The organism is Kitasatospora sp. NPDC049285, from assembly GCF_040678815.1.
Classification (GTDB): domain Bacteria; phylum Actinomycetota; class Actinomycetes; order Streptomycetales; family Streptomycetaceae; genus Kitasatospora.
Genome location: NZ_JBFAQR010000114.1, coordinates 3,936 through 8,263 on the forward strand (window position 1 = coordinate 3,936; position 4,328 = coordinate 8,263).

1 protein-coding gene is annotated in these 4,328 nt (G+C 72.6%); it reads left to right on the forward strand.

The features are described from left to right. Nucleotides 1–156: 156 nt before the first annotated feature. On the forward strand, nt 157–4,197 hold the full coding sequence (locus AB0K51_RS34200; RefSeq protein WP_363462110.1) for a hypothetical protein: 4,041 nt from the start codon (nt 157–159) through the stop codon (nt 4,195–4,197). Nucleotides 4,198–4,328 lie beyond the last annotated feature (131 nt).

The following is a 4,328-nucleotide window of genomic DNA, read 5'->3' on the forward strand; positions in this document are numbered from 1 at the left end:
GACGAGCCGACCGAGGAGTACAAGTACCGGCGCGCGTGGGAAGCACACCAGCGCACCCGCGACGACGCCGCGGCACACGACACGAATCCCGCCCCCGCCCCGGTCCGCGAATCGTCTCCCCACGGCGCCGACGACACCCACCCCCGGGACGAACCGATGCCGGACGCCGAACCGCGCTCCCGCGACGACCTCGACGACGGTCTCGACACGTACATGGACACCAGCGCGGACCTGGACTTCGACGCGAACGTGGACCTGGACTTCAACGCCGGACCGTTCCAACCGGACGGGACGGAAGAACCGGACGGGCTCGACGGGGCGACTCCGGCCCCGGCACAGATCAGTGCAGACGGTACAGATCCCCACCGGATGCCGGGCGATGAGCCGATGCCGGAGGCCGACTTCTCCGATGTCGACGACGAACACGTCCCGTTCGAGGAGGAACCGCCCACCGGAGCGCGGCCGAACCCCCACACCCCGCCCCCGACCACCGTCCCGGTGACACCCCGCACCGACTCACCCACTCCCCAGCCATCAACCGAATCCCACACCCCCACCACCACCGACAGCGGGCGGCCCGTGACCGGTTTCCTCGACAGCCTCCACGAGACCGAGGGCGCGGACCCCGCCCAGTTCCTGGCCTCCCTCTACGCCACCCCCACCACCGCCACCAATCCCCTCACCATCGACGACGACCCCACCACCCCCACCGACACAACACCCCCCGCCGGTACCACCGGCGGCGCGTCGTCTCCTTCCGGCCGGCCGGACGACACGGGCCGCGAACTGCCGCACGGGGACCACGCCGCAGCGATTCCCGGCACACCCGCCGACACCGAGCCCGCGGACGCCGGCCCCGCCCTGTCCCCCGCCCCCGAACCGGCCCCGTCGCCGGCCCCCGAACCGGCCTCCACCAGCCCCACCACTCCCGACAGCGGGCCCGTGACCGGTTTCCTCGAGAGCTTCCACGAGACCGAGGGCACGGACCCCGCCCAGTTCCTGGCCTCCCTCTACGCCTCCTTCACCACCGCCGCCGACCCCACCGTCATCCACGACGACCAACCCACCACCGACCACGCAACACCCCCCGCCCCTGGAGCCGGGGCGCAGCCCGGCGGGCCGATCCGTTCCTCGTCCACCGTGCCGGAGCAGACCGTGCGGGAGCATACCCCCGACGAGCCGATGGACCTCGACGAGGACCCGGTCCCCGGTGGGTCCGGGCCGGCGGCGGTGGGGGGTGGTGTGCTGGGTCGGATGGGTCTGGTGGTCGATCCGGTGCCGGGGGGTGCGGAGAGCCTGTTCGAGGCGCTGGTGCGGATGCATCCCGAGCACGGCAGCGCGGCCGGCCTGCGGGCGGAGCTCCTGCAGAAGTTCCAGTCGGTCATCGACAACTTCAGCTCCGGGGCGGGACTCGTCGGCTCGCTGCTGGAGCAGAGCCGCCACCTGCCCGCACGGTTGGGCGTGTCCGCGGACGACCTACGGCGCCACCTCGCCGACCGGGACTCCTACGCGGACCTCGTGACGAGACTGCGCGGCAGCCACGGCCCGACCTGGGCCGAGACCCTGGGCGCGTTCACCGCCGACAACCAGTGGGAATCCTCCTTCACCGCCGCCGCACCGCAGCTCTACGCACGCCACACCCGCCGGGGCCTGCTCACCGTCGACCCCACCACCGGACACATCACCGCCCTCCACCCCAACTACACCATCACCCATCCCGATCCCGACCATGCCACCCGCCTCGCGGCCGAACACCACTACACCGTCCTCGCCCACACCCCCGGCCACCACGACGCCACCACCCCCACTCCACCCCGCAACGACCCCGCACCCCCCACCCGACGCGACGAACCCCACCGCCCCCCGACCACCGCTCAACCGCATCCTCCCCATGAAGTGATCGACCTCGACCCGGACCCCGCCGACCGCACCGGAGGCCGGGGCCGCAGCGGCGACGACCACGGCCCGATCTCCGAGCCTGCCTACGTCCAGGGCATCCCGAAGGAATTCGAGGCGACCGCGCTGGAGACCGTTGTCAGCGTGGGGGACAGGAAGTTCCAACTTCCGAAGGGGAAGAGCCTTCGCTCCTTCGCGTACGAGCGGCTGAAGGGTACGCGGACCGGCCTGACCGTCACGTTCACCAACCGGGCCAACGACTCGTTCTCGCGATCGCTCAGCGCGGCCTACGATCTCCAGGTGCTCCGAGTCGCCGGAGCCGGCACCAGCGTGTTCGGGGTTCACATGCGCGTACCCGATGCTCCGGCGGATCACCGTCCGGGGACGCCGTTCGGAGGCTGGTACGCGCGGCTGTTCGGCAAGTCGGGCCATCGGGTCGTGCAGTGGTCCCGTACCGGCGGCGCAGGTTTCACCCCCGAGGGCGAGCCGACGCCCTATGACGAGCCGAACGACGTCTACCGCCGCCGACTTGCCCAGGAGGCGGGGGTCGGTCCGGTCGGCCGGTCGACGGGCGGCTCGGTGGCGGATCTCCGGACGGACGGTGCCCCGGCCCCGGGTGGGCGGGTGCCCGACCTCCCGGGTGGGCAGGTGCCCGCCGCGCAGGCGCAGGGCGCGGCGCCTGTGGTGGGGGCGCTGGTGCCGGTGCCCGGGGATGGCCTGTGCCTGTTGTCGTCGGTGGTGGTCAGCGCGCCCGAGACGGTGCGGGAGGGCCTGGTCCGCGCGGGTACCGGGAACAGCGTCCTGGACCGGGCGCTGGCGGACGCGGTGCGGCCGGGTGCCGTCCCGAACGGGATCCGGACGCTGGCGGAGGGCGTGCGCGACGCCGTCGCCGACTGGCTCGCCCGCCTCGCGCCGCACGACGTGCCCGCCGACGTCGTGCGCACCGTGCGCGCCAACACCCTCCAGCAGCGCCACGACGCGCTCCGCCACGAGCCGCGCGAGCGGATCGTGCAGGCCCTGCACGACCTCGGCGTCGACACGGTCCCGGACCCCGGCTTCCTGCCCGCACGAACCACCCACCGGCTGCTCGAAGCAGCCCTCCACGCCGTGCCCGGCACCGACCCGGCACTCGCGCGGGCCGAACTGGCCGCCCGGCTGCGCTGGGTATGGGACCCCGAGCGCGCGAACGCCGCCCGCGACTACCTGACCGCCCACAGGATCCAGCCCTCCCCCGACCCGACCCTCCTGCGCGACCAATTCCTCGACCTCGCCGCCCACCAGGCCGCCGCCAGGAACACCACCCCGCAGCAGGCCGTGGCCGAAGCCGAGGACTGGATCGGCTGGCGCATCGAGAACCAGGACCCCCACGGCGCCTTCCAGACCATCCGCGCCAACCAGCCCGCCGGCATCGTCCCCCTGGACCTGCTCGACCGCGACACCCTCACCGCACTCCTCCTCACCCAGGACACCCCCCTCACCGCACGCGAACACGCCGACCTGCTCGCAGCCGTCCGCACCTGGGAAACCTCCTGGACCGACCCGGCCCACGGCGAGACCTTCCCCCCGCTCCTGGCCCACGCCCTCGGCATCCGCCTGCGCATCAACGTCCACGGCGACACCGACCACACCCAAGACCTCGGCCCCGCCCACGCCCCCGTCATCACCGTCCACCACACCCACAACCACTACGACGCCAGCACCCCCGCCGCACCCCCCAAACGCGCCCACCAAGCCGACCACAACCACGAACAACCACCCCGCCCCACCCACAAACGCCCACGGACCACACCCGGTACCGCCCAGCCCACCGACCGCACCGTCCTGCCGATCATCGACTGGAGCGGCTTCACCCCGCCGACGACCACCCAACTGGCACGGCAGACCTTCGTGGACCTCACCCGACGCAACCCCACCCCGCCCCGCCCCACACCCACACCCGGACACGACACCCGCCCCGCCGACGGGCGCGGTGCCCCGCCCGCATCCGCCGGCACACGCGAAAGCTCAGTCGCACTGGCCTTCGTCTACGGAGACTCCCCCGACACCCTGGAGGGCGCCGCAGAGGTGGCCTGGCACGGTCAGGACATCCCCACCCGCACCGCACTCCACGACCTGCTCATGACCCACGAGGACGACTACCGCACCGACTACCGGCGATTCCACGCCGAACTGGCCCGCACCACCGACCCCCGCCACACCAAGGCGCTCATCGACGACTACGCCCGCCGGTACCGCCTCCACCCCGCCACCGTGGGCTACTGGGCAACCCTCGACGACGACACCCGCATGCCACCGAACTGACGAACCGCCACGCCACGACACACCGCCGACCGCCGTGGGTCTGTCCAGTGAACGGTGTAACTCGGTTGGGTTGAGTTAGCGGCGGCCGACGGAGAGTCGGCCGTCGAAGGCGATCTCGAAGGCGTTGAGTG